Consider the following 22,365-nt stretch of genomic DNA (forward strand, 5'->3'; position numbering starts at 1 on the left):
AAGCGCGCCGGCGCTCACACCTCAGGCGTTGGTGGAGGCGAGCTGCGCGGCGGTGCTGGCCACCGGCGAGTTGACGCGGCGCAGGCTCAGCAGGCTGGAGAAGAGGCCGGCGAAGATCACGGTGAGGCCCACGCCGATGCAGGTGGACGAAGGCAGCACCACGCGGAGCGCCTCGCCCAGGTCCTGGGCGCCGAAGCCGCGCGCGCCCCAGGCGGAGAATGCCAGGATGCTGCCGGCGAGGCCGACCAGCACGAGCAGCACGCCGACCGCGGTGCAGGTCTCCAGCCGGACCAGGCGGATCCACCGCTCGGACTGGCGCTCGCTGGTGATGCCCTCGTTGTGCCCGTAGATCAGGGCGAACGCGCCGAACATCAGCAGCTGCGTGCCCACGAGCATGGCCAGGCAGGTGTAGACGAGCGTGTTGATGTCGAAGCCGACGCCGGCCACGCGCAGCGGGCCCACCGTCAGGATCGACGTGCCGATCAGGCCGAGGACGAACAGGATCGCGCCGGGCCAGATCAGCGTCTTGCGCGGCGCGAAGACCAGCAGGAAGCGCAGGTGGCGCCAGCCGTCGCGCCAGGTGCGCAGGTGCGGCGGGCGGCTGCGGCCGTCGGGCTGGAGGGTGGTTGGCACCTCGACGATGTCGTAGTCGTTGAGCGCGGCGCGCACCACCAGCTCGGAGGCGAACTCCATGCCGGGCATGCAGAGCCCGAGCTGGCGGATGCGGTCGCGGTTGAAGCCGCGGATGCCGCAGTGGAAGTCGCCGACGTGACTGAGGCTCTTGCCGAACAGGCGGCGGCCGAGGAAGGACAGCACCGGGTTGCCCAGGTAGCGGTGCAGCGGCGGCATGGCACCGGGGGCGATGCCGCCCCGGAAGCGGTTGCCCATCACGAGGTCGTGACCGGCACGCAGCTCCCGGATAAAGGGCTCAAGATTGGACAAGTCATACGAATCGTCCGCATCGCCCATGATGATGTACTTGCCGCGCGCTTCGGCGATGCCGTTGAGCAGCGCCCCGCCGTAGCCGCGGATCGGCGCGTGCGCGACCCGCGCGCCCGCCTTGATCGCGATGTCCTGCGACCCGTCGGTCGAGCCGTTGTCGCTGACCAGCACCTCTCCGACCACGCCCAGCTCGTCGAGCGCGCGACGCGCCTTGGTCACGCAGACCTCGAGCGTCTCCGCTTCGTTGAGGCAGGGCAGCAGGACGGTGACCTCGATGTCGACGTCGTCCTTCGCCACGGTGCTGGCCACAGGCATACTCCCGGTCACAGTGCTGATTGTCCTTGCCGGCGGACTCTACGCGCGATGAAATCGCAGGTGGGTCAGACCTGCCGGGCGTTGCCCGCGGCCCGCGCCACCCGCATGAGGATAGCGGGTGGCGCTGGCAACCCCGGTCCGCGCTCCGCGCGGACACTTCGCGCACCTTCGATGCACGCTTACGACCGCACGTGTCGCTATGCGGCGGTATAGGTGACCTTGACCTGTGTGTAACCAAGTGATCGCAGAAGGCCGGTCAGCATGTTGCGGGTATTTTCCTCGGCCCGCTGCGCCAAGCCGCTTTCTCGCGCCGCTGCGGTGATCCGCTCCTGCGCCAGCCGGTACACCTCCTGCTGGCGGTTGGGATCACCGCCGAACACCTCGCCCAGCCGGTTGAGCAGCCCGCGCTCCTCGGCGAAGACGTAGCTGTTTTCCAGGTCGAGCGAGGCCTCGGTGAGCTGCGGCGCGGGCAGCGTCACCTCGGCCGAGGTGCGGTCGGCGGACTCGACGATCGCTCCGTCGCCGATCTTGCCGAAGTCGACGTATGCGTCCACCGAGCCGGCGCCGACGAACAGCGTGCGCTGGTTGACCAGGAAGTCCGGCACGTACTTACGGTCGCGCTCAAGGTCGATGACGACCTGGAAGTTGCCCTCGGCGGCCACGTAGCGGCTCAGGTCCTGGATCGACTGGAGCAGCGGCGGCTGGCTGCGGTCCTTGGTCTCCTCGGCGAACGGGTTTCGCCAGCTCGGCCACAGCCCGACGGCTTGGACGCTCAGCACCAGGATCACGATCAGGCCGACGGCGCCGGCCATGAAGAACAGGGCTCGTCCCCGCCGCGCGCGGGGCGTCTCGGCGGGACTCTGGTCGTCGTCGTGAAACCGCGGGTCGGGCCGCGGCTCCTGCGCCGTGGCCTGGCCTTTTTGGTATTCGGGAAACTCGCTGGTCGGGTGGTCCATGTCCCGATCACCGTCCTCTTCAGACTTGCGCCCTTAAGAGAACGGTAAAGGTCGGGTACGACACCCGCATCTTGATCATTTAGGTCGGGCGGGTCAGCCGTTCAGACGAATGCTGACAAGCCGGTCAGCTTCTGCCCGATGACCAGTTGGTGGATCTCAGAGGTGCCCTCGTACGTGAGCACGCTCTCCAGGTTGTTGGCGTGGCGGAGCACCGGGTACTCCCCGCTGATCCCGTTGGCCCCGAGGATCGTGCGGCACTGGCGGGCGATGGCGAGCGCCTCCCGCACGTTGTTGAGCTTGGCGACGCTGACCTGCTCGGGGCGGATCCTGCCCGCGTCGGCGAGGCGGCCGAGGTGCAGCGCCAGCAGGTACCCCTTCTGCAGCTCAAGGGCCATGTCGGCGAGCTTGGCCTGTGTCAGCTGGAACCCGCCGATCGGCCGGCCGAACTGCTCCCGTGACACCGCGTAGTCAAGCGCCGTGTGCAGGCACTCCCGCGCCGCACCCAGCGCACCCCACGAGATGCCCTGCCGCGCCTCGGTCAGGCAGGACAGCGGGCCCTTCAGGCCCTGGACCTCGGGCAGGACGGCGTCGGCGGGCAGCCGCACCTCGTCGAGCACCAGCTCACCGGTCGAGGACGCGCGCAGCGACATCTTGTGCTTGATCTCGCGCGCGGTGACACCGGGTGAGTCCATCGGCACGACGAAGCCGCGCACCCCCTCCTCGGCCCGCGCCCACACCACCGCCACGTCGGCCACCGGCGCGTTGGTGATCCACATCTTGGTGCCGCTGAGCAGCCAGTCGTCGCCCGCGCGGCGGGCACGGGTCTTCATCGCGGCCGGGTCGGAGCCGTGGTCGGGCTCGGTCAGCCCGAAGCAGCCCAGCGCCTCGCCGGCGGCCATCGGCGGCAGCCACTGCCGCTTCTGCTCGGCGCTGCCGAAGCGCCAGATCGCGTACATGGCGAGAGAGCCCTGCACCGACACCAGCGACCGCACGCCCGAGTCGCCCGCCTCCAGCTCCAGGCAGGCCATCCCGTACGCCACGGCGGAGGCGCCGGCGCACCCGTATCCGGTCAGGTGCATGCCTAGCAGGCCGAGCTTGCCGAACTCCAGCGCGAGGTCGCGGGCCGGCACGTGCCCCTGCTCGTACCAATCCGCGACGTGCGGCCGCACCAGGTCGTCGACCACCTTGCGCACGACGTCGCGGATCTCCCGCTCCTCGTCGGTGTGCAGCGAGTCGACGTCGATCAGGTCGAGCGGAAGGGCGCGCATCAGCTCAACACCAGCACTCTCGCGTGGATCTGGTTGCGCTGCTGCAGGGCCGCGCGGAGCGCCCGGTGCAGGCCGTCTTCGAGATAGAGCGCGCCGTTCCACTGGACGACGTGTGGAAAGAGGTCGCCGTAGAACGTCGAGTCTTCGGCGAGCAGCTTGTCGAGGGCGAGCTCGCGCTTGGTCGTGATGAGCTGGTCGATCCGGATCGGCCGTGGTGGGATCTCCGCCCACTGCTTCAGCGTGAGGCCGTGGTCGGGATACGGACGCCCGTCCCGAACCGCCTTGAAGATCACGACGGCACGCTCCCCTCCCATGTCGCCGTACCCGTTGTCGACCGGATGCCAGCCTAGCGACCGCCGCCGACACCTCGGTTTGTTCCTTAGTGAACCCTTTTCGCCGCCACTTCCGGTTGTCCGCACCACTCACCCAACGCGCTGTCCCGGCGAAAAGGGGCCAAATGTCAGCTATATTGCACGCCGTCCTGTCCAGTGGCCGCGGTGGATGACCTGGTCGGGTGGCCGCTGCCCCCGCTTGAGGGACGGCGAGCGGCGGTCCGGAGCCGGATAGCCGACCGTGATCGCCCCGATCGGGGAAAACTCCGGCGGCACCCCGAATGCCTCGCGGTAGCCCGCGACCCGCTGGGGCGGGATGCCGAAGAAGCACGCGCCAAGCCCCTCGTCGACGGCCGTGAGCAGCATCAACAGGCTGGCGAAGCCGGCGTCGATGTCCCAGTACGGCGCCGGCCAGCGGCCCGGGTCGCGGTCGGTCCAGCCCTTGTCCGGCTCCGCGTACCGCTCGAGGTACACCGAGCGGTTGGAATGCGCGACCACCACGAGCGGTGCGCGGCTCATGCCGGCCAGCCAGCCGGTCATCCCGTTTCCCTCGGGCGTGGTGGCCGCCCAGAACCGCTCCCGGTCGGCCTGCTCGGTCAGGACGAGGAAGCCCCAACCCTGCGAGAAGCCGGCCGACGGCGCGCGGGTGGCGTGGGCGAGCAGGCGCTCGACCGCCTCGGGCGGCACCGGCCGGTCCGGGTCGTAGTTGCGGACCATGCGGCGGCGCCGCACCACGTCGCGGAACTCCACCGCTCAGCCCTTGCCGGGGGTGATCCCCCAGGTGCCGGACCAGGTCTGCCCGGGCTCCAGCACGATCAGGCCGCGCCCGGAGCGGAACGCGTCGGGCGGGCAGGTCATCGGCTCGATCGCCACCGCCCGGCGGAACCGGTCGCCGGTGAGCGTGTCGCTGCTGAACACCTGCCACCAGCCGAACGTGTCGTCGCCCCAGATCGCCACCCGGTCACCGTCGGCTGTGGACAGCTCCACTGTGGAACCGCCGTCGCCGGCCCGCTCGATGTCGGCGAACGCGGTGTCCAGCACGGTGGCGCCGATACGGCGGGGCTCGGTGAAGTCGAACTCGGTGCCGGCCACCTTCTGCGCGCCGATCGGCAGCAGCCGGCCGTCGACAAGCAGGCGGCTGCGGGCCGGCACGCGCAGCAGCATGTCGTCGGCGCGGACGCCGGGCAGCCGCAGGTACGGGTGGACGGAGAAGCCGAACGGGCACGGCTCGCGGCCGGCGTTGGTGACCGAGTGGGTGACCCGCAGCCCGTCGGCGCCGACCTGCCACTCGGCCCGCAGGCGCAGCGGCCACGGGTACCCCATCTGGGCCGGCATGGCGCACTCGATCGTCACCGCGTCGGGCGCCTGCTCCGCCAGCGTCCACGGCTGCCAGGTGACCAGGCCGTGGATCGCGTTGTTGCGGATCGGCTCGGTGAGCGAGAGCTGGAGCTGGCGGTCGCCGAAGGTGTACTTGCCGTCGCGGATGCGGTTGGGCCAGGGCGCCAGGATCTGGCCGGCGCAGCCCGGGGGCAGCTCGTCGTCCCCGTACCCATCCACGTAGTCGACCCCGCGCCACCGGTAGTGCCGCAGCCCTCCGCCGACCTCGACCACGACCGCCTCGTGGCCTTCGGCCGCGATCGTCCACTGTGCCCCGGAGAGCGGGGTCGTACCGTTATCCATCGGCTGACGATATCTGGTAGCGAAGCAGCGCGGGGAAGGCAAGCACCAGCACCAACGCGAGCGCGGCGGCCGCGAAGCCGCCGCCCGCCCAGGCGAGCGTGACGCCCCACGGGCCGGCCATGGCACCGGCCCGCAAATCGCCCAGACGGGGTCCACCGGCCACGACCGTGATGAACACGCCCTGCAGGCGCCCCTGGAAGCGGTCGGGTGCGTAGGTCTGCAGGATGGACTGGCGGTACACCGCGCTGACCAGGTCCGCGGCGCCGGCCAGGGCGAGCAGCAGCACGACGAGCCACAGCTGGTGGGCCAGGCCGGACACGCCGATCGCCACGCCCCAGGCGACCACCGCGGCGGTGAGCGCGACGCCCTGGCGGCGTACCCGGCCGATCCAGCCCGAGGTCAGGCCGCCGATCACCGAGCCGATCGCGATCGCGCTGAAGAGCCAGCCCACCGCGGAGCCGCCGCCGAACCGCTCCTGCGCCACCTGCGGGAACAGCGCCCGCGGCATGGCCAGCACCATCGCGATCAGGTCGATGGCGAACGAGAGCAGCAGTACCGGCGTGGTCGCCAGGTAGCGGATGCCGTCGACGACGCTGCGCAGCCCGATCGTGGCCCGCTCGGCGCCGGGCGGGATGGGCGGCAGGCGGAGCGTGGCCCAGAAGGCGACCGCGAAGAAGAGGGCGTCCACGCCGTACGCGATGGGCAGCCCGCTCTCGGTGCCGAAGGTCCCGAAGATCAGGCCGGCGACAAGCGGACCGACCACCGCGCTGCCGCTGGTCGTGGTGAAGCTGAGCGTGTTGGCGGCCGGCAGCAGCTCGGGCCCGACCAGGCGCGGAATGATCGACTGCCGGGTCGGCGAGCTGATCGCGAACGCGATGGTCTGTACCGCCACGAGCCCGAGCAGCAGCGTCGGGCTGCCCACCCGCAGCACCGCCTGAAGCAGCAGGCCGGCGGTCGAGGCCCACATGAGCGTGGAGCTGGCCAGCAGCAGCCGGCGGCGGTCCACGGCGTCCGCGACCGCGCCACCCCACAAACCAAAGATCATCAGCGGTACGAGGCCGGCGATGCCCAGCAGGCCGACCCACAGCGAGTTGTCGGTGATCGCGAACATCTCGACCGGTACCGCGACCGCGGTGAGCTGGTAGCCGAAGAAGGAGACCGCGTTGCCGACCCACATGCGGCGGTACGCGGGAACACTCAGCGGGCGGACGTCGATCGCCCAACTCCGGGTGAGGCTCCGCGTCAAGGGGCCAGCCGCTCGATGATCCACACTCCCTCGTCGGTGCGGCGGTAGCGCAATCGATCATGCAGCCGACCGGTACGGCCCTGCCAGAACTCGACGGTGTGGGGCGCGACACGCAGTCCACCCCAGTGCTCGGGCGCGGGTACCTGCTCCGGAAACCTCCTCTCCGTCTCCTCGTAGACCCGGTCGAGGGTGGCCCGGTCCGCGACGACCTGGGACTGCGGGCTGGCCCAGGCGCCGAGCTGTGACTCGCGCGGGCGGGTGGCCCAGTACGCCTCGGTCTCCGCGCGGCTCACCCGGGAGACCGAGCCGGCGACCACGATCTGGCGGCGCATCGCAAACCAGGGCAGGACCAGGCTGGCGTACGGGTTGGCCGCCAGCTCCACGCCTTTGCGCGACTCGTAGTTGGTGTAGAAGACAAGCCCGCGCTCGTCGTACCCCTTCAGCAGCACCGTGCGGGCGCTGGGGCGGCCGTGCGGGTCGGCGGTGGCCACGATCATCGCGTTCGGCTCGGGCAGGCCGGCGTCCACCGCGTCGGCGAACCAGCGGTCGAACTGGACCCACCAGTCGCCGGCCAGGCCATCGGGAGAAAGCGCGTTGGCGGTGCCGTAGTCGCGGCGCATGCGAGCCGGTTCAGGTGTGTCGCCGATCACGGCCCCATCCTCTCGACGCGAGGGGTAACCCCCGTTAACTCGGCGGAAAAGGGATGATGTCGCATGTACCACAAGACCGAGCGCTCGCAAAGTTAGTTACTCACCAGGCAAGATGGCACGCAACCTGCCGTGGTCACCACGTGGCTTGGCGCTGTCAGTGCGGACAACAGGATCCAGGAGAGCGAAATGTCCGACTTCAAGCCGGGACTGGAAGGCGTGATCGCCTTCGAGACCGAGATCGCCGAGCCCGACAAAGAGGGCGGCGCGCTTCGATACCGCGGCGTTGACATCGAAGACCTGATCGGCCAGGTCTCGTTCGGCAACGTCTGGGCCCTGCTCGTCGACGGTCGCTTCGGCCCGGGGCTGCCGCCCGCCGAGCCGTTCCCGGTGCCGGTGCACTCCGGCGACATACGGGTCGACGTGCAGTCCGCGGTGGCGATGCTCGCGCCGTACTGGGGCCTGTCGCAGCTGCTGGACATCACCGACGTGCAGGCCCGCGAAGACCTCGCGCGCGTGTCGGTAACGGCGCTCTCGTTCGTCGCGCAGTCGGCCCGCGGGCTCGGCCTGCCGGCCGTGCCGCAGAAGGAGATCGACAAGGCATCCACGATCGTCGAGCGGTTCATGAAGCGGTGGCGGGGCGAGCCCGACCCCCGGCACGTCAAGGCCGTCGACGCGTACTTCATCTCGGCCGCCGAGCACGGCATGAACGCCTCCACCTTCACCGCGCGGGTCGTCGCCTCGACCGGCGCCGACGCGGCAGCCTGCGTCTCCTCCGCCATCGGCGCGCTCTCCGGCCCGCTGCACGGCGGTGCGCCCTCCCGCGTGCTGCACATGATCGAGGCGGTCGAGCGCAGCGGCGACGCCGAGGGGTACGTCAAGGGCGTGCTCGACCGCGGCGAGCGGCTGATGGGCTTCGGCCACCGCGTCTACCGGGCCGAGGACCCGCGCGCCCGCGTGCTGCGCCGCACCGCCAAGGAGCTCGGCGCGCCCCGCTACGAGATCGCCGAGGCGCTGGAGAAGGCCGCGCTGGAGGAGCTGCACAACCGCAAGCCCGACCGGGTGCTGGCCACCAACGTCGAGTTCTGGTCCGCGGTGGTGCTCGACTTCGCCGAGGTGCCCTCGCACATGTTCACCTCGATGTTCACCTGCGCGCGGATGGGCGGCTGGAGCGCGCACATCCTGGAGCAGAAGGGGCTCAACCGGCTCGTGCGCCCCTCCGCCACGTACGTCGGCCCGGCACCCCGCAAGCCCACCGACGTGGAGGGCTGGGACACCGTCCCGCACGGCCTCTGAGCACTCGATCTTGGGCAAGCGTGCCCTTGCTTACACTCCGGCGGGCCATGGCCCGGCCCGCCGGAGTTGGGTGGAAAGATGTCGGCCGTGGCTGACACACCGAGCATCCGGATCCCTGAGGACCTCAAGCCCGCCGACGGCCGTTTCGGCTGCGGGCCGTCCAAGGTGCGCCCCGAGTCCGTGACCGCGCTGTCCGGCGTGGCGACCACCTTCCTCGGCACCTCCCACCGGCAGAAGACGGTGCGCGACCAGGTCGCGCGCCTGCGCCGGGGCATCGCCGAGTTCTTCTCCCTGCCCGAGGGCTACGAGGTCATCCTGGGCAACGGCGGCTCCACCGCCTTCTGGGAGGTCGCGACGTTCGGGCTGATCCGCGACCGGGCGCAGTTCGCGAGCTTCGGCGAGTTCGGTGCCAAGTTCGCCTCCTCGGTCAAGGCCGCGCCGTTCCTCGGCGACCCGACCGTGCGCAAGGCCGAGCCGGGCTCCGCGCCGTCCCTCGAGGCCGAGGCGGGCGTCGACGCGTACGGTACGCCGCAGAACGAGACCTCCACCGGCGTGGCGGTGCCGATCAAGCGGGTGGCCGGCGCCGACGACGGTGCGCTGCTGCTGGTCGACGCCACTTCCGGCGCCGGCGGCCTCGACGTCGACGTGCGCGAGACCGACGCGTACTACTTCGCGCCGCAGAAGTGCTTCGGCTCCGACGGCGGCATCTGGATCGCGCTGATGTCCCCGGCCGCGCTGGCGCGGGCCACGGAGATCAAGGAGTCGGGCCGCTACATCCCCGCCTTCCTCGACCTGGTCACCGCGATCGACAACTCGCGGCTGGAGCAGACGTACAACACGCCCGCGCTGGCCACGATCTTCCTGGCCGCCGAGCAGACCGACTGGATGCTCGCGCAGGGCGGGCTGTCCTGGGCGACAAAGCGCACGGCCGAGAGCGCCGGCGTGGTGTACGGGTGGGCCGAGCGCTCGTCCTTCGCGACCCCGTTCGTCAGCGACGCCGCGCTCCGGTCGAACGTCGTGGCCACTGTGGACTTCGCGGACGGTGTCGACGCCTCGGCCATCGCGAAGGTGCTGCGGGCCAACGGCATCGTCGACACCGAGCCGTACCGCAAGCTCGGCCGCAACCAGCTGCGCGTCGCGCTCTTCCCGGCCGTCGACCCCAGCGACGTCGACAAGCTCACCGCCTGCATCGACTACGTGGTCGAGCGCCTCTAGAACCCTGGTGGGTGGCGGCCACGCGACATGCCGTGTGGCCTCCCCCGCGGGGTGAAGATTGCGCGTACCGTGTGGCGAGGACATCCCTGGGTGTGGCTGGCCAGGGATGGCGGAGGCCAGCGAAGCGGGACGGAGGCAACGCGATGCGGCCAGTACGCTTCGTCGCCCTCTCCGAGGACGGCCAGGCCTTGGTGCTCGCCGACGAGGTGGGCCGGCTCCTCGCGCTCCCTCTCGACGAGCGGATCTCCACCGCGCTGCACGCCGAGCCCGGCGTGGGCTCGGTGACTCTGTCCGTGGCCGGCACCGGCAGCGAGCCGGCACCGTCGCTGTCCCCGCGTGACATCCAGGCGCGCATCCGCGCCGGCGAGTCCGCCGACGACGTCGCCCGCATCGCGGGCGTGCCGGTCGATCGGGTCCTGCGCTACGCCGGGCCGGTCCTGCAGGAGCGGGCGATGCTCGCTCAGCACGCTCGCCGCACGCGCCTGAAGACGTCAGAAAAGGGTGCGCCGCTCTCCGAGGTGGTCGACGGCCGCCTCGCCCAGCACGGCATCGACTCCGAAAAAATTTCCTGGGACGCCTACCGGCGCGAAGACGGCACCTGGCGGATCGTGGCCACCTGGCCCTCCGGCAAGGCCACCGCGCAGGCGATCTGGGAGCTCGACAAGACGCGCCAGGTGGTTTCTCCACACGACGACATGGCGCAGTACCTGTGCGCCGAGCGGCCGACGCAGATCCTCGGCCAGGAGCCGCCGCCCGAGCGCAGCGGCCACGGCCTGCCCGGGCCGTCCCGCACCGAGCCCAGCCGCGGCGGCCACGGCCTGCCCGCGGCCGGCGACAAGTCGCGCACCCGTGACCCGATCCGGGCCGGCCGCGACGCGCTGCTCGCCTCGCTCGACCGGCCGATCAGCTCGCCCGGCCGCGGCCTCGACCCTGCCGCCGCACCCACCGAGCCGTCCCGGCAGCGTCCCGTGGCCGGTGGCGCGGCCGCGCTGCTCGGCGGCGGCCAGGGCTCGGCCTTCGACGACGACAGCGACCTGCCCAAGGAGGTCCCCGCCGTGCCGTCGCTGGCCGTGCTGCGCCCGCGCCGCACCACCGGCGGTGCCGCCGCGGCGGGTGAGTCCACCGAGGCCGGTGGCAAGCCGCGCAAGCGCCTGCCCAGCTGGGACGACGTGCTCTTCGGCACCGGCCCGGCCGCCCGCGAGACCTCCTGATCTCCGCGCTGCCATCGCCTGATCGGCGTGGCAGGGTTTGCGTATGGAGTACACGAACCTGGGCCGCACCGGCCTGTCGGTCAGCCGCCTCTGCCTCGGCACCATGAACTTCGGCCCGCACACCAGCGAGCCGGACAGCTTCACCGTCATGGATCGTGCGCTGGAGCACGGCATCAACTTCTTCGACACCGCCAACGTGTACGGCGGGAAGGCCGGCGAAGGGGTCACCGAGCAGATCATCGGCCGCTGGATCGCACAGGGCGGCGGCCGGCGGGAGAAGGTGGTCCTGGCCACGAAGGTGTATGGCCGGATGGGCGACTGGCCCAACGAGCGCGGCCTGTCCGCCCGCCACATCGTGCGCTCGGCCGAAGACTCGCTGCGCCGCCTGCAGACCGACTGGATCGACCTCCTCCAGATGCACCACATCTCCCGCGAGACGCCGTGGGAGGAGATCTGGCAGGCGATGCAGACACTGGTCGACCAGGGCAAGGTGCTCTACGTCGGCTCGTCCAACTTCGCAGGGTGGCACCTCGCGCAGGCGCAGGAGACCGCGTCGGCGCGGCACTTCCTCGGGCTGGTCTCCGAGCAGTGCCTCTACAACCTGCTCACCCGGCACGTCGAGCTTGAGCTGGTGCCGGCCGCCCAGCGGTACGGGATCGGCATCATCCCCTGGTCGCCCCTGCACGGCGGCCTGCTCGGCGGGGCGATCCGCAAGATCGCCGAGGGTGGGGCGGCGCGCGCCAAGAGCGGGCGGGCGGCCGACTCGCTGGCCGAGCACCGGGCGACCATCGAGGCGTACGAGAAGCTTGCCGCCGACCTCGGGTACGACCCGGCGAACGTCGCGCTCGCCTGGCTGCTGTCCCGCCCGGGCGTGACCGCGCCGATCATCGGGCCACGCACCGCCGAGCAGCTCGACGCCTCACTCGGCGCGCTCGACGTGGTGCTCACCGACGACGTGCTGACCCAGCTCGACGAGCTCTTCCCGCCGGTGGGCAACGGCGGCCCGGCGCCGGAGGCGTGGGCCTGGTAGCTGCCGCTCAGAGCGGCCACGCGCCGAGGCGGTCGTAGGTCGGCTTGGGGCCGGGGTGGCTGCGCACCAGCACCACCTCGGCCACTGTCCATGGTGGACCCTCGTACGCGTCGAGTGCCGCCCGGTCGGCATCCACCGCCGCCAGGTCGACGCGGTCGCCGGGCCGGGCGACGGTCATGTGCGGGCGCAGCGGTTTGGGGTCGAAGTCGAGGCGGGCCCGCTTCAGCTCGCGCCGCACCCCTTTGCTCAGCCCGGCCAGCGCCGGCACCTCGCCGCCGAGCCCGACCCAGAGGATCGTGAACCGCCGGCGCCCGAAGCGGCCGCCGCCGGTGAGCCGTACCTCGAACGGCTCGGCGAGTGCCGCGGCCCGCTCGACCGCCGCGGCCGCGTCCGCCCCGCGGTCGTCCGGCGCGTCGCCGAGGAACGCCAGCGTCACGTGCCAGTTGTCCCGCGCGGCGACCCGGGTGTTGACGCCGGCGCGCATGGCCTGGCTGACCCGCAGCCGCTCGACGCAGGCGGCGAAGTCGTCAGCCACCTGCTGCGGCGGGTAGACCGCGACGAAGAGCCGCAACGGCTAGTGGTCCTGGTGGCGGGGTGCGCCGGGGCGCAGCGCGAGGCCGGCCGCTTCGAGCTCGCCCTCGACCCGCACCCGCTCGATCTCCAGGTCGACGCCGTCGAGCTGGTCGAGGTGCTCGGGGACGCCGAGGCACCGGCTGGCGAGGCGGAGGCGGTCGTCGTATGCCAGCAGGACCGCGGCGTGCCACACCTTGGAGTGGGTGGCGATGCCGAGCCGCTGGCGGTCGAGGCGGCGCAGATCGGCGGCGATCTGCTGGATGCTCGGCTGGTGCTCGTCGAGCTCGGCCAGCGAGATGGCCTGCTGGCCCAGCGTGCGGTCAAGGCGGTGCAGTGCCAGGCGCTCGCGGCGCGCGCCCAGCCGGCGCCGGATGTGGCGGACCGGGCCGTCGGAGCAGATGAAGAATGCCACCGCGCACGGCAGGAACACCAGCGCTACGAGCGCCAGTGCCAGCACAACCGCGTGCACGATGGCCACGATCCTTCACGCTAAGCCGATTCTTCGACTATTGCTACCAGTTTCAGTTGACGGATGGCGGACTCGTTGTGCGGGGCTCGTCAGGCGTGCACGACGTACAGCCGGGGCAGTGGACGCAGCCGCAGCCGCAGCCGCCCACCGGTGCGGCGCAGCTGCCAGACCAGCGCGAGCGCCGCGGTCGCGATCGAGATCAGGCCGCCCGCCCAGATGCTCACGCCTGCGCCGTACTTCTCGGCCACCATGCCGATCAGCGGGGCGCCGACCGGGTTGGTGCCGAGGAAGACGAGCACCCACAGAGCCATGACACGACCCCGGTACGCCGGGTCGACGCTGAGCTGGATGCGCTGGTTCGATGCCTGCGCGAAATACACCATGAAGAATCCGGTCGGCACGAGCAGGAGCGACACGAGCCAGTACGCGGGCGCGAGGCCGACCAGCGTGCCGAGCACACCGAAGGCGAGGGCCGCGAAAATCACCACGTACGCCGAAGGGCGCTCGCGCCGCCCGCTGCTGGCCAGTGCCCCACCCAGCGCGCCCACCGCGAGCGCCGTCGTGAACAGGCCGAACGAGGCGGCGCCGGTGTTGAAGACGGTCTTGGCCAGCGCGGCGAGCGTGAGCTGGAAGTTGAAGAGCACCATGCCGATCACCGAGATGAGCACCATCGGCATGACGAGGTCAGGGCGACGGGCGACGTACCGCAGGCCGTCGGTGACCTTGGCCGCGTCGCGCTCGTCGATCGGCGGCAGCTCCTGGCGGTGCAGGTCGGCGGCCCGCATCCGGGCGAGCATGAGCAGCGGCGCGAGCGAGCTGACCGCGCTGATCATGAAGACCGGGCCGACGTCGAACAAGGCGATCGCGACACCGGCCACCGCCGGTCCCACGATCCGCGCGACGTTGAACGTGGCGGCCGACAGCGAGAGCGCGTTGGGCAGCAGCGACATGCCGACGAGCTCGGAGACGAACGCCTGGCGTACCGGCGTCTCCACCGCGTTGGCCACGCCGAGCAGGGCGGCGAAGACGAAGACGTGCCACAGCCGGACGGCTCCGCTCACCACGAGGATGCTCATCGCGAGCGACAGGACGCTCCACGTGGTGTTGGCGATCAGCAGGAGCAGGCGCTTGTCGTACCGGTCGGCGAGGCGCCCGGTAAAGAGGGTGAGCAGCAGTACGGGCGTGAACTGCAGTGCCGTCACCACACCCAGGGCGGTGGCCGAGTCATCCGACAGCTCGAGGACCAACCAGTCCTGCGCGATGAACATCATCCAGACGCCGATCAGCTTGATCAGCTGACCGGTCGCGAAGAGCCGGTAGTTACGAACCGTCAACGACTGGAAAGTGGTGCTCAGCTTTGCCCGCACTTGAGAGTGCGCCTCCCTCACCAATGAACCCTTTCCAACCCCACTTGCGGCCCGCCGTTTGGCGGCGCCGCGCTGTTCGGTTGAAAGAAGTTCAGCCGGTACGCGTCATCCACAGTGGACGAAGCGACACCGGTGAGCGGTGCTCAGGCGCGGGCGAGCTTTCGCAGGATCTCGGCTGCTCGCTGCAGCGTGTCGCGTTCCTCTGGGCGCAGCTCCGCCAAGCGACTGGCCAGCCACTCGTCGCGGGCCCGCTCGAACTGAGCCAGAACCGCGCGACCGGCCTCGGTCGCCGCCAGGATGACCTGGCGCCCATCGGTCGGGTGGGGCGAGCGCTGCACGAGGCCGCGCTCCTCCAGCTTTGCGACGATCTTTGTCATCGTCGGCGGCTGGACCCGCTCCACATCGGCGAGCTCCCGGGGGGTCAGCGCTCCGGCCAGCTCAAGACTGGTCAGCGCGTTGAGCTGGGTCGCCGTGAGGTCACCGACGGGCCGAGTCTGCCGGACCCGCCGGTTGAGCCTGGTGATCGCATCGCGCACCATAGGCGCGAGCTGCACAGCGGTCACTGGCACCGCCATCACCGTCCGCTCCGTCACGGTCGTTAGCCTAACTAATAAGCTAGGCTAACGACCACCGAATATGACCACGGTCACGAGCGTCAGAACAGCAACGTCTCGATGGGACCGCGTAGGAAGTACAGCACGAAGAGTGCGGCGACGGCATACAGCAGAGGGTGGACCTCGCGCGCCTTGCCCTTCACCAGCTTGATCAGCACGTAGGTGATCACGCCGGCACCGATGCCGTTCGAGATCGAGTACGTGAACGGCATCAGCACGATCGTCAGGAACGCCGGGATCGCGATCTCGTAGTCGGTCCACTCGATCGTGCGTACGGCGGTCAGCATCAGGAAGCCGACGATCACCAGCGCGGCGGACGCGGCCTCGAACGGCACGATCTCCACCAGCGGCGCGAGGAAGACCGCGACAAGGAAAAGCGCGCCCGTGACAAGGTTGGCCACACCGGTGCGGGCGCCCTCCGCGACACCGGCGGCGCTTTCGATGTACGAGGTGTTGCTCGACACACTCGCCGCGCCACCGGCGGCCGCGGCCACCGAGTCGACGAGCAGGATCTCCCGGGTGCGCGGCGGCTGGCCGTTTTCGTCCAGCAGGTTGCCCTCCTGGCCGACCGCCACCATCGTGCCCATCGTGTCGAAGAAGTCGGTGAGCAGCAGCGTGAAGACGAACATCAGCGCCACCAGCGGGCCGGCGCGGTCCCAGGCGCCCAGCACGTTGAACTCGCCGAGCAGCGACAGGTCCGGCGTCGCGTCCCAACTGGACGGCCACTGGGGCACGTTCAGCGACCAGCCGTGCGGGTTGCCCTCGGGCCGCCGGCCGGGCCGACGTTCGCTACCGCCTCCACGATCACTGCGAGCACCGTCGTGCCGAGGATGCCGATGAGGATCGCGCCCTTGACCCTGCGTACCACCAGTAGCAGCGTGGCCAGCAGGCCGATCACGAAGACGAACGCCGGCCACGTGACGATCACGCCACCGATGCCGAGGCCGACCGGCGGGGTGCCGGCGTTGCCCTTGACGAACCCCGCGTCCACGAAGCCGATCAGCGCGAGGAAGAGGCCGATGCCCACGCCGATGGCGGTCTTGAGCTGGGTGGGCACCGAGCGGAACACGGCGGTACGCAGGCCGGTGAGCACGAGGATCGCGATGATCACACCCTCGATGACCACGAGTCCCATCGCGTCGGCCCAGGTCATCTCCGGCGCGATCTCGTACGCCACAAGCGCGTTGACGCCCAGCCCGGCGGCTAGCGCCAGCGGGAAGCGGGCCACGACGCCCATCAGAATCGTCATCACGCCGGCCACCAGCGCGGTGGCGGCGGCCACGGCCGGGATGGCCAGCTTCTGGCCGTCGCCGTCGGTGGCGCCGAAGAGGATCAGGGGGTTGAGGACGACGATGTAGGCCATCGTGAAGAAGGTGGCGAACCCGCCCGGACCTCACGGCCCAATGTGGACCCACGGGCGGATATCTCAAAGAACCGGTCGAAACGGTCCATGGAACCTCACCTATGATCATGGATACGGTTCCGCGCATCGTCCCAGATCAGGGGGTACCGAGGAAGCACTCGCAAGTTACAAAGCCGTACCCTTGCCTCGTGCCTGATCAACACGAGCCACCACCCGGGTGGAGCCGCTCGATCCACCGATGGTGCCCTTCGCCGTCGCCGGGATCATCGGCTGGGCGGTGGCCGGTTTGGTGCTGCTGATCTTCTTCCGCGGTTGGCTGGAAGATAACGGGCACACCGACTGGCTCTGGACCTGCCTTGCCGGTTTTCTGCTTGGTTTCGTCGGTCTGGCGGTCATGCTGCGCCACGACCGAAACCGGAGGCGGCGCCGCGCGCGCAGCGGCTAACCGTGCCCGTAGGGCTCCGGCGGCTCGCCGACCTCCACCGAGCCCGGCGCGCGGCTCACCGCGACGGACTCGACCTCACTGTCGTCATACACCGTGGACAGCTCGTCGACCGGCGCCTCGGGCTCGCGGGTCGCCTCGGAGTGCGCGCCGCAGCCGTGGTCGACGCTGACCGCGCGACCGTCGTCGGGCGCGTAGAGATTGCCGCACACGCCGAACGCCTGCCGCAGCGAGCCGGCCAGCGGCAGGTAGAACCCGCACGAGCCGCACCGCGCGCTGCGGGGCGCGGCGGTCGAGATCGGGGCGTCGGGACCGTGATCGCCGTCATACCACCGCTGGGCGGTCTCACCGCGCCCGTCGCGGGACATCACGCGTGAGCGGCCGAGCCCGAGCTCCCAGGTGACCTCCTCGACCGCCGGGTCGTCGGAAAGCATGTAACCCGGCGCGAGACGGTCGTCGTCGGGCGCGGTCGGCAGCAGGTCGCCGACGCCCAGGTCGCCCGGCTGCAGCCGCTCCTGCCACGGCACCCAGCCGGGCGCGAGCAGCGCATCGGGGCCGGGCAGCAGCACCGTCTCGCAGACCGTGACGTGCTTGCTGCGCGAGACGCGGGTGACGGTGACGGCCCAGCGCCAGCCGCGGTAGCCAGCGAGCTGGCACTCGAAAAAGTGGGTGACCACACGGTCTCCCTCGGCCACCGCGTCGAGGTGCTCGCCCACGTCGGAGGCGTCGACCTCGGTGATCGCCGAACGGGCCAGATCGACCGCCTCGGCGCAGACCTGGTCGAGACGAGCGGCACGAGCTGCGGCGGTCCTGGTCACGCCGGCTATTGTGCCATGCGCCAAAATGGGGGATGCCGCTGTTGCCATCGCTCGGCCGAGCTGTCGGCTCGATGATCCGGTGGACGCGGCTTTTCGGCCGGAGTTCTGTGCGCAGCGGCCGGTGGGCGGGGCGCAAGGTCGGTGCCGTCCGCACCAAGGGTGCCGGCGGCGAGGTGGGCATGACCCGCCTGCTCGACCTGCACGCCGCGTCGTACGCGGGCGACATCCTCATCGCCATCGGGCTGGCCGGCACGATCTTCTTCAGCGCGCCGATCGGTGAGGCGCGCAGCGGCGTCGCCATCTACCTGCTGGTCACGATGATCCCGTTCGCGGTGCTGGCGCCGGTCGCCGGGCCGCTGCTCGACCACTTCCGCCACGGCCGGCGATACGCGCTGGCCACGACCATGCTCGGCCGCGCGTTCCTCGCCTGGCTGATGTCCGACTACATCCACGGCTTCGGCCTTTATCCGGCGGCGTTCGGTGTCCTCGCGCTCTCCCGGGCGTACGGCGTGGCCCGCTCCGCCGCCGTCCCGCGGCTGCTCCCGGAGGGCATGGGACTGTCGCAGGCGGCCGCGCGCGCCGGTGTGTACGGCATGATCGCCGGCGCCGCGGTGACGCCGATCGGCCTGCTCGCCTTCAAGTTCGGCCCGCAGTGGCCGCTGCGCGTCGCCTCGATCATCTTCCTGGTCGGCATGGTCGTGGCGCTGCGCCTGCCGCCGAAGGCCGACTCCGACCCGCCGGAGACGCTTCCCCGCCCGTTCGCCGCGATGGGGCTGCGCCGCGGCGACCGCGCGCTCACCGGCCGCCTGGTCGTCGCCACGCTCGTGAGCAGCGCCGCACTCCGCGGGCTGTACGGGTTTCTGTTGCTGTTCCTGGCGTTCGCCATCAAGGCCGACAACCTCACGACCGACTTTCTCGGTCGCAGCGTGAGCGACGAGGTCGCCCTGGGCCTGGTGGGTGGCGCGCTCGCGGTCGGCGGCTTCCTCGCCACGGCCATCGGCACCCGCATGCGCATCCACCGCCCGGCCGCCCTCCAGTCGAGCGGCCTGATCATCGTGGCCGGTGTGGCGGTCCTCACCACGCTGAAGTTCTCGCTCGCGATGGTGGCGCTGCTGTGCCTGGTGACCGCGTTCATGAGCGGCATCTCCAAGCTCGCGGTCGACGCCTCGATCCAGGAGCGCATCGGCGAGCGGCTGCGGGCCAGCGCCTTCGCGCACTCCGAGACCGTGCTGATGGTCGCGTGGGTGGCCGGCGGCGCGCTGGGCCTGATCCCGTTTCAGGGCCGCCTGGGCATCGCGGTCGCCACGGTGGTCGCGGTGCTGGCCGCCGCCCGCGCGGTCGTGGTCGCCGGCGCCCTGCGCAAGGACAAGCTGAACGGCCGCGCCGATCCCGAGGCCGACACCGCGGCCACGCCCCCGTCTTCGACACCTCCACCCGAGCCAGAGCCGGCGAAGCCCACGCCGGCAAAGCCCACGCCGCCGCCACAGCAGCCGAAGCAGTCGCGGTGGCGGCGGAAGGCAGCACCGCCACCCGAGCCTGAGCCCGCCGCGAAACCGGTCGTGGAAGAGGAAAAGGACACCGTCCCGCCGCCCGGCTTCCACGTGTACCGCCCGTCGTCCGGCCCGCCCACATGACGCTGCTGGTCGTGACCGCCGTCGAGGCGGAGGCCGAGGCTGTCCGCGCCGGCCTGCCAAGCGGTCACGCACAGGTGGCCGCCGTGGGCGTGGGCGCCGCCTCGGCCGCCGCCGGCACCGCGCGCCTGCTTGCGCTGGCCGAGGCCGCCGCACGCCCGTTCCAGGCGGTGATCCTCGCCGGCATCGCGGGCGGCTTCGCCCATCGCGCCCCGCTCGGCGCCACCGTCCTGGCCACCCGCAGCATCGCCGCCGACCTCGGTGCCGACTCCCCCGACGGCTTCATCCCCTTGGACGAGCTGGGCTTCGGCACCGCGATCGCCGAGGCCGACCCGACCCTCCTGGGCAGGCTCCGCGACGCCCTCCCGGACGCGATCACCGGCGACGTCCTCACGCTCAACACGGTGACCGGCACGGCCGAGACGGCGCAGGCGCTGCGACGCCGCTTTCCGGCCGCGGTGGCCGAGGGCATGGAGGGGTACGGCGCGGCCCGCGCCGCCATCGACGCCGGCCTACCCTTCGCCGAGCTCCGCACGATCTCCAACGCGATCGGCCCGCGCGACCGCGCCGCCTGGCGCATCCCCGACGCACTGGCCGCCCTGACCAGAGCCGCCCGCTCCCTCACCGCCTGAGCGGTCAGCCCGCCCCGTCCGGCACCCAGCCCGCGTGCCGCCCGAACACCATCGCCACCACCCGCCCGGAGTCCTCGCGAAACCCGCAGCGCCGCAGGAAGGCCGCCGCCGTCCCGGCACCGACAACGGCCCGCGCGAGCCCGACGCCCGACCGCTCCACCTCCGCGGCGAACTCGCCCACCAGCCGCCGCCCGATCCCCATCCCGCGCAGGCCACGCGCCACCACCACACCCTCCAGGACCGCCTCACACCCCGGCTGGTCCTCCGGATGCGCGCCTCGCAGGAACGCCCGCAGCTCTCCCACCGGCGCCCCGTCCGGCGCCTCGGCCACCAGACGCCACACGTCGCCGGCACGCAACCCGCGCTCGCCAACCCACCGCAGGCGCAGCCCTTGCCACACCCACTCCCGGTGGCGGCGCTGCGCTCGTCGCGTGCGACTCAGGTCATACGTGAACTCCGGCGGCTCCAGCGGCCACGCCCTGCGCGGCAGCCGGTGCCAGTGCGCCCACCACGCGGCCGCCCAGTCGGTGAGCTGCTCGACCGGCCGCACGTCCAGGTGCGGCGGAAAGTTGCGGTCCGCCCGGTCACGCAGCCCTTCGCCCGGCGCGGGCTCGATGTGCTCACCCACCGCGATCACGGTGCCGGCCGCACGCACGAGGCGCTCGACCGTGCGAAACCGCGGATCCACGATCTCTCCCGACTCGATGCGGGTGATCGTGCTCTTCGGCAGACCGGCGAGGTCGGCCAGCTCCCGCTGGCTCAGGTCGGCCCTCCGCCGCAGCGCGCGGAGGGTCACGGCCAGATCCAGCACGTCCTCGCCCACGCCGGCAGCGTGCCAAGCTCGCCGTGACTCCTCAAGCCCCACCCGTTTCCCTGTGGATAACCCCGGGCGACGGGGCGGGTGTGTTGGTTAGCGCGCATCTCAAGCTGGGCGCACCGATGCGCCCAGGAGGTCGACGGACCGGGAATGGGGGTGGGCGCATACGTGCGCCCAGCTTGAGAGGGCCCGCGACGAAGGGCGAGTGTCAGCGACAAGCCCGACCCCGCCGGAGTGTGACCAACGGCGGAGGGTGAGGCCGCGGGAGCAACGGTCTGGACCACGGCGGACGTCGCGGTAGCTCGGATCATTTTGGGGTTAGCGTGGGGGCGTGGCGCTCTCACTCGCGATCTCACCGTGCCCCAACGACACGTTCGTGTTTCATGCGCTCGTCCATGGGCTGGTGCCGGGGGCGCCGGCGTTCGACGTGACGTACGCCGACGTGGACGTGACAAACACCGCCGCCGAGAAGGGGGCGTTTGACCTGGTCAAGGTGAGTTATGCGGCGCTGCCCTGGCTGCTTTCCGACTACCACCTGCTGCCGTGCGGCGGGGCGCTCGGGCGCGGGTGCGGTCCGCTCGTGCTCACCAAGGAGCCGCGCGCGGACCTGGCCGGGGCGACGATCGCGGTGCCGGGCGAGCGGACCACCGCGTACCTGCTGATGCGCCAGTGGGCAGCCGCGCAGCCGCCGGCGAAGGTGGAGGTCGTGCCGTTCGACCAGATCATGCCGGGGGTGGCCGCGGGGCGGTTCGACGCCGGGCTGGTCATCCACGAGGCGCGCTTCACCTACCACCGCTACGGCCTCACGGCGCTGGCCGACCTCGGTGAGTGGTGGGAGGGCGAGACCGGGCTGCCGATACCGCTCGGGGCGATCCTGGCGCGCCGGGGTGCGGTGGATCCGGAGGTCGCGGCGCAGTGGGTGCGGGCTTCGGTGCGGCACGCGTGGGCCCACCCGGAGGCGAGCCGCGACTATGTGCTGGCGCACGCCCAGGAGATGGAGCCGGACGTGGTGGACCAGCACATAGCGCTGTACGTCAACGAGTTCACCGAGGATCTCGGCAGTGAGGGGCACAAGGCGGTGGAGGCCCTGCTCAGATCTCCAGCTCTCTAGCCACCGCGTGCACGACCTGGGCCACCGTCTGCGCCGTCTTCTTGTCCGGGAAGCGGCCGCGGCGCAGGTCGGGCATGACCTTCGCCTCAAGCACCTTGATCATGTCTTCGATGAGGCCGTGCAGCTCTTCCGCCGGGCGGCGGCGCAGCTCGGTGACCGACGGCGGCGCCTCCAGCAGGGTCACGCCCATCGCCTGGGCGCCCTTGCGGCTGTCGACGACACCGAACTCGATCCGCTGCCCACTCTTGAGTTCAGTGACGCCCCCCGGTAGCGCGTTTTTGGGCAGGAAGACGTCGCCACCCTCGTCGCTGGTGACGAAGCCGTAGCCCTTCTGCGCGTCGTACCACTTCACTCGACCCGTAGGCACCGCTGACCTCAACTCCGTTTGCG

At 71.2% G+C, this 22,365-nt stretch carries 22 protein-coding genes and 2 pseudogenes; 8 read left to right on the forward strand and 16 right to left on the reverse strand.

The features are described 5' to 3' along the window. Positions 1–21 precede the first annotated feature (21 nt). From Phou_RS15940 to pdxH, 8 genes are all read right to left on the reverse strand, one after another. Entirely contained in the window at positions 22–1,251 is a 1,230-nt protein-coding gene (locus Phou_RS15940; RefSeq protein ID WP_246273578.1) for a glycosyltransferase family 2 protein, read from the reverse strand. A gap of 203 nt (positions 1,252–1,454) precedes the next feature. Next, a complete protein-coding gene (locus Phou_RS15945) occupies positions 1,455–2,213 on the reverse strand; it encodes a DUF4230 domain-containing protein (RefSeq protein WP_173056755.1) in 759 nt (252 codons plus the stop codon). Positions 2,214–2,314: 101 nt separating this feature from the next. Next, a complete protein-coding gene (locus tag Phou_RS15950; RefSeq protein ID WP_173056756.1) occupies positions 2,315–3,481 on the reverse strand; it encodes an acyl-CoA dehydrogenase family protein in 1,167 nt (388 codons plus the stop codon). Next, positions 3,481–3,774: a type II toxin-antitoxin system VapB family antitoxin gene (locus tag Phou_RS15955; protein WP_173058423.1), complete on the reverse strand. Its 294-nt coding sequence runs from the start codon at positions 3,772–3,774 to the stop codon at positions 3,481–3,483. Before Phou_RS15955 ends, Phou_RS15950 begins: the two co-directional genes overlap by 1 nt. 171 nt (positions 3,775–3,945) lie before the next feature. Continuing rightward, entirely contained in the window at positions 3,946–4,563 is a 618-nt protein-coding gene (locus Phou_RS15960) for a nitroreductase family protein (protein WP_173056757.1), read from the reverse strand. 3 nt (positions 4,564–4,566) lie between these two features. Further along, positions 4,567–5,493, reverse strand: coding sequence for an aldose 1-epimerase family protein (locus tag Phou_RS15965; RefSeq protein ID WP_173056758.1), 927 nt, complete (start codon positions 5,491–5,493; stop codon positions 4,567–4,569). Then, positions 5,486–6,739 carry an MFS transporter gene (locus Phou_RS15970; protein ID WP_246273579.1) on the reverse strand — a complete coding sequence of 418 codons (1,254 nt, stop codon included), beginning with the start codon at positions 6,737–6,739 and terminating at the stop codon, positions 5,486–5,488. Before Phou_RS15970 ends, Phou_RS15965 begins: the two co-directional genes overlap by 8 nt. Next, entirely contained in the window at positions 6,736–7,359 is a 624-nt protein-coding gene (pdxH, locus tag Phou_RS15975) for a pyridoxamine 5'-phosphate oxidase (RefSeq protein ID WP_173058427.1), read from the reverse strand. The genes Phou_RS15970 and pdxH overlap by 4 nt, the downstream gene beginning before the upstream one ends. Before the next feature lie 216 nt (positions 7,360–7,575). On the opposite strand from pdxH, the gene Phou_RS15980 reads away from it, so the two are divergent. The 4 genes from Phou_RS15980 to Phou_RS15995 all read left to right on the forward strand — a co-directional run bounded on the left by Phou_RS15980 (position 7,576) and on the right by Phou_RS15995 (position 12,138). Further along, positions 7,576–8,682 carry a citrate synthase 2 gene (locus tag Phou_RS15980; protein ID WP_173056759.1) on the forward strand — a complete coding sequence of 369 codons (1,107 nt, stop codon included), beginning with the start codon at positions 7,576–7,578 and terminating at the stop codon, positions 8,680–8,682. An 87-nt stretch (positions 8,683–8,769) separates the two neighbouring features. Beyond that, a complete protein-coding gene (gene serC / locus Phou_RS15985; protein ID WP_173056760.1) occupies positions 8,770–9,897 on the forward strand; it encodes a phosphoserine transaminase in 1,128 nt (375 codons plus the stop codon). Positions 9,898–10,040: 143 nt separating this feature from the next. Continuing rightward, positions 10,041–11,108 (forward strand): septation protein SepH, encoded by a 1,068-nt coding sequence (sepH, locus tag Phou_RS15990; protein ID WP_173056761.1) that lies wholly within the window; start codon positions 10,041–10,043, stop codon positions 11,106–11,108. A 43-nt stretch (positions 11,109–11,151) separates the two neighbouring features. Then, complete coding sequence (locus Phou_RS15995) at positions 11,152–12,138, forward strand: aldo/keto reductase (protein WP_173056762.1); 987 nt, start codon at positions 11,152–11,154, stop codon at positions 12,136–12,138. A 7-nt stretch (positions 12,139–12,145) separates the two neighbouring features. On the opposite strand, the gene thpR is transcribed toward Phou_RS15995, so the two are convergent. From thpR to Phou_RS16020, 5 genes and pseudogenes are all read right to left on the reverse strand, one after another. Beyond that, on the reverse strand, positions 12,146–12,709 hold the full coding sequence (gene thpR / locus Phou_RS16000; RefSeq protein WP_173056763.1) for an RNA 2',3'-cyclic phosphodiesterase: 564 nt from the start codon (positions 12,707–12,709) through the stop codon (positions 12,146–12,148). Between the two features lie 3 nt (positions 12,710–12,712). After that, positions 12,713–13,189: a hypothetical protein gene (locus Phou_RS16005; RefSeq protein WP_173056764.1), complete on the reverse strand. Its 477-nt coding sequence runs from the start codon at positions 13,187–13,189 to the stop codon at positions 12,713–12,715. Positions 13,190–13,269: 80 nt separating this feature from the next. Continuing rightward, entirely contained in the window at positions 13,270–14,547 is a 1,278-nt protein-coding gene (locus tag Phou_RS16010) for an MFS transporter (RefSeq protein ID WP_173056765.1), read from the reverse strand. Positions 14,548–14,690: 143 nt separating this feature from the next. Next, complete coding sequence (locus Phou_RS16015; protein WP_173056766.1) at positions 14,691–15,140, reverse strand: MarR family transcriptional regulator; 450 nt, start codon at positions 15,138–15,140, stop codon at positions 14,691–14,693. 62 nt (positions 15,141–15,202) lie between these two features. Then, positions 15,203–16,613: pseudogene (locus tag Phou_RS16020) on the reverse strand (NCS2 family permease). A 149-nt stretch (positions 16,614–16,762) separates the two neighbouring features. On the opposite strand from Phou_RS16020, the gene Phou_RS16025 reads away from it, so the two are divergent. Further along, positions 16,763–16,969, forward strand: coding sequence for a DUF2530 domain-containing protein (locus Phou_RS16025; protein ID WP_173058429.1), 207 nt, complete (start codon positions 16,763–16,765; stop codon positions 16,967–16,969). Here Phou_RS16025 and Phou_RS16030 read toward each other — a convergent pair. Continuing rightward, complete coding sequence (locus Phou_RS16030; protein WP_173056767.1) at positions 16,966–17,832, reverse strand: DUF3027 domain-containing protein; 867 nt, start codon at positions 17,830–17,832, stop codon at positions 16,966–16,968. The two genes, Phou_RS16025 and Phou_RS16030, sit on opposite strands and share 4 nt — an antisense overlap. Between Phou_RS16030 and Phou_RS16035 the strand changes: the two genes are divergently transcribed. Both Phou_RS16035 and Phou_RS16040 read left to right on the forward strand, forming a co-directional pair. After that, on the forward strand, positions 17,817–19,418 hold the full coding sequence (locus tag Phou_RS16035) for an MFS transporter (RefSeq protein ID WP_173056768.1): 1,602 nt from the start codon (positions 17,817–17,819) through the stop codon (positions 19,416–19,418). The genes Phou_RS16030 and Phou_RS16035 overlap by 16 nt on opposite strands. Further along, positions 19,415–20,047, forward strand: coding sequence for a futalosine hydrolase (locus Phou_RS16040; protein WP_173056769.1), 633 nt, complete (start codon positions 19,415–19,417; stop codon positions 20,045–20,047). The genes Phou_RS16035 and Phou_RS16040 overlap by 4 nt, the downstream gene beginning before the upstream one ends. 4 nt (positions 20,048–20,051) lie before the next feature. On the opposite strand, the gene Phou_RS16045 is transcribed toward Phou_RS16040, so the two are convergent. Then, positions 20,052–20,870, reverse strand: a complete 819-nt coding sequence (locus tag Phou_RS16045) for a GNAT family N-acetyltransferase (RefSeq protein ID WP_173056770.1) — start codon at positions 20,868–20,870, stop codon at positions 20,052–20,054. Positions 20,871–21,195: 325 nt separating this feature from the next. Here Phou_RS16045 and Phou_RS16050 point away from each other — a divergent pair. Next, positions 21,196–21,957, forward strand: a pseudogene (locus Phou_RS16050) (1,4-dihydroxy-6-naphtoate synthase); the annotation flags it as partial. Here the strand turns inward: Phou_RS16050 and Phou_RS16055 are convergent. Beyond that, the gene (locus tag Phou_RS16055; RefSeq protein ID WP_173056772.1) at positions 21,956–22,342 is read right to left on the reverse strand and encodes a cold-shock protein; all 387 of its coding nucleotides are present in this window, start codon (positions 22,340–22,342) and stop codon (positions 21,956–21,958) included. The pseudogene Phou_RS16050 and the gene Phou_RS16055 overlap by 2 nt on opposite strands. Positions 22,343–22,365: the final 23 nt, after the last annotated feature.

The organism is Phytohabitans houttuyneae, assembly GCF_011764425.1.
In the GTDB taxonomy this organism is placed as follows: Bacteria; Actinomycetota; Actinomycetes; order Mycobacteriales; family Micromonosporaceae; genus Phytohabitans; species Phytohabitans houttuyneae.

Bases quoted from the DNA above. Each gene is read 5' to 3' on its own strand.
- Phou_RS15965 (WP_173056758.1), bottom strand. From the start codon at position 5,493: ATGGATAACGGTACGACCCCGCTCTCCGGGGCACAGTGGACGATCGCG.
- pdxH (WP_173058427.1), bottom strand. From the start codon at position 7,359: ATGCGCCGCGACTACGGCACCGCCAACGCGCTTTCTCCCGATGGCCTG.
- Phou_RS16030 (WP_173056767.1), bottom strand. From the start codon at position 17,832: ATGGCAACAGCGGCATCCCCCATTTTGGCGCATGGCACAATAGCCGGC.
- Phou_RS15980 (WP_173056759.1), top strand. From the start codon at position 7,576: ATGTCCGACTTCAAGCCGGGACTGGAAGGCGTGATCGCCTTCGAGACC.
- Phou_RS15945 (WP_173056755.1), bottom strand. From the start codon at position 2,213: ATGGACCACCCGACCAGCGAGTTTCCCGAATACCAAAAAGGCCAGGCC.
- Phou_RS16040 (WP_173056769.1), top strand. From the start codon at position 19,415: ATGACGCTGCTGGTCGTGACCGCCGTCGAGGCGGAGGCCGAGGCTGTC.
- Phou_RS16025 (WP_173058429.1), top strand. From the start codon at position 16,763: ATGGTGCCCTTCGCCGTCGCCGGGATCATCGGCTGGGCGGTGGCCGGT.
- sepH (WP_173056761.1), top strand. From the start codon at position 10,041: ATGCGGCCAGTACGCTTCGTCGCCCTCTCCGAGGACGGCCAGGCCTTG.
- Phou_RS15995 (WP_173056762.1), top strand. From the start codon at position 11,152: ATGGAGTACACGAACCTGGGCCGCACCGGCCTGTCGGTCAGCCGCCTC.
- Phou_RS15950 (WP_173056756.1), bottom strand. From the start codon at position 3,481: ATGCGCGCCCTTCCGCTCGACCTGATCGACGTCGACTCGCTGCACACC.
- Phou_RS16035 (WP_173056768.1), top strand. From the start codon at position 17,817: ATGCCGCTGTTGCCATCGCTCGGCCGAGCTGTCGGCTCGATGATCCGG.